At 54.2% G+C, this 2,313-nt stretch carries 1 protein-coding gene and 1 pseudogene; both read left to right on the forward strand.

What is annotated here, in order from left to right:
- Positions 1-137: pseudogene (locus IQ242_RS22785) on the forward strand (RNA-guided endonuclease TnpB family protein); the annotation flags it as partial.
- 201 nt (positions 138-338) lie between these two features.
- Positions 339-2,084 carry a potassium-transporting ATPase subunit KdpA gene (gene kdpA / locus IQ242_RS22790; RefSeq protein WP_193961516.1) on the forward strand — a complete coding sequence of 582 codons (1,746 nt, stop codon included), beginning with the start codon at positions 339-341 and terminating at the stop codon, positions 2,082-2,084.
- Positions 2,085-2,313 lie beyond the last annotated feature (229 nt).

A 2,313-nucleotide genomic window follows, 5' to 3' on the forward strand; every position in this document is an offset into this window, starting at 1 on the left:
TTAACGCCAGTAAAAATATTTTGGCCGCAGGGCTTGCGGTGTCAGTCCGGGTCGCGACCATAAGACCAGAACAGAGTAAATCTGTTAAGGCAGGTGCGAAAAATCCTTCGGGAAAGAAGCAGAAACCGTTCGGCTGATCTCACGGCCGAAGCCCAAATCGTGAGGTTTGGGAATCACCGTCCGTTTACGGCGGTGAGGATGTCAACCATTTGTTAATGATCGCTAATGATTAGACAAACTCGGTTTTCAGCAAGCGGTTTCGAGACAGCGAACCCGTGAGTTTCCCGGTTGATCGTTGATCGAGCCTCCACGGGCCTTTTTTTGGAGTTGATCGAACCATGTTGCAAGGATGGATTCAAATCGCGCTCACGATCCTGATAATCGTGGCAATCACCCCCTTTTTCGGGCGGTATATGGCTAGGGTGTTCATGGAACAGAGAACCCTACTCGACCCACTGTGCGATCGAGTCGAGAGTCTTCTTTACAGCTTCGTCGGGGTGAAAGGGAAAGAGAATATGACTGGCTGGCAGTACGCCCGCGCCGTTCTCTACAGTAACGCGGTAATAGCAATTCTGGTTTTTTCCCTGATTGCGGGCCAAGGAGTCCTTCCCCTCAACCCGACGGTAATCCCCGCCCCCACTTGGGACACCACGTTACATACGACGATTTCCTTTATCACCAACAGCGACCAACAGCATTATTCCGGAGAAACCACCCTCAGCTACGGGAGTCAGATCTGGGGACTCGGCTACCAGATGTTCACCTCGGCCGGAACCGGTCTAGCGGTGGGGATCGCCTTTATTCGGGGACTGACGGGGCGACCGTTGGGCAATTTCTACGTCGATCTGATCCGCTCGATCACCCGTATCCTTTTACCGCTCTCGATCGTGGGGGCAATTGCCCTGATCATCGCCGGGGTCCCGGAAACCCTCGCGGGCCCGGCGATCTTGCCGACGCTAGAAAACCCCAACCTCAGTCAGGCGATCGCCCGCGGTCCGGTGGCCCACTTCGAGATTATTAAGGAATTGGGAGAAAACGGCGGTGGCTTTTTTGCCAGCAACTCGGCCCACCCCTTGGAAAACCCGAACGGATTCGTCAATCTGGTGCAGTTGGTAGCGATTCTCTCGATTCCCACCTCCCTGATCTATACCTACGGTGTCTTCGCCGATAATCTCAAGCAAGCTCGGTTAATCTATTTAATTCCCCTCGGTATCTTCATCGGCTTTACGATCATCACAGCGATCGGGGAATATAACGGCAACCAGGCGGTTAACTCCCTGCTAGGGGTGGAGCGAGCGGTTAACTTCGAGGGCAAAGAAGTACGCTTCGGTTGGGCGCAATCGGCCCTGTACGCGGTAACTACCACAGCCACCATGTGCGGTGCGGTGATCGCCATGCACGATTCCTTGATGCCGAACGGCGGCTTCGTCACCCTCTCGAATATGTTCCTGCAAATCGTTTTCGGAGGCCAGGGAACCGGCACCGCCTACCTGTTTGCCTATCTGATCCTGGCGGTATTCGTCACCGGGCTAATGGTGGGAAGAACCCCGGAATTCCTCGGGCGCAAAATCGAGAAACGGGAAGTGGTGTTAGCGAGTTTTTTAATTCTGCTGGTTCACCCGATCGCCATCCTCATCCCTGGAGCGATCGCCCTTGCCTTTCCCGACTTTCAGGGCATCAGTAACCCCGGCTTTCACGGATTATCTCAAGTTATCTACGAGTACGCTTCCGCCGCCGCCAATAACGGGTCGGGATTCGAGGGACTAGGGGATTCCCAACCTGCGCCGCTTGCGATTGCGGCTGGTGCCAAACCGACGATTACCGCTCTCTGGTGGAATCTAAGTGCCTCCTTCAGTTTACTCGCCGGACGGTATATCCCGATCGCCGCCCTGCTCTTGTTAGCCGATGGGATGTCCCGCAAACAACCAGTTCCTGCCACCACCGGAACCCTCCGCACCGATACCGGACTCTTTACCGGCGTGACGGCGGGGGTGATTTTAATTCTCGGCGCGCTCACTTTCTTGCCGATATTGGCCCTCGGGCCGATCGCAGAAGCCTTTCAAATCCCGCGGATGATCGGCTAGGAGTTTAGACAGGGTTTGCGGCAAAAAGTTTTTCCGGGGGGTAGGGTGTAGGGTGTAGGGTGTGGGGTGTGGGGTTTTACCAGTTTTGAGGTGGCCAATTACCTAATTTTCAGGGAAAAAGTGCCTAAATTTCCCCCCGATCACTCCCAGATCCAGTATTTTTTGATTGACAAAAGGTCTAAAAGTCTTACCCAACAAGGTTTTTAGATTGATTCAACCAGCCCTAGAC

The sequence above is a fragment of the Microcystis sp. LEGE 08355 genome, from assembly GCF_015207185.1.
Lineage (GTDB): Bacteria > Cyanobacteriota > Cyanobacteriia > Cyanobacteriales > Microcystaceae > Microcystis > Microcystis panniformis.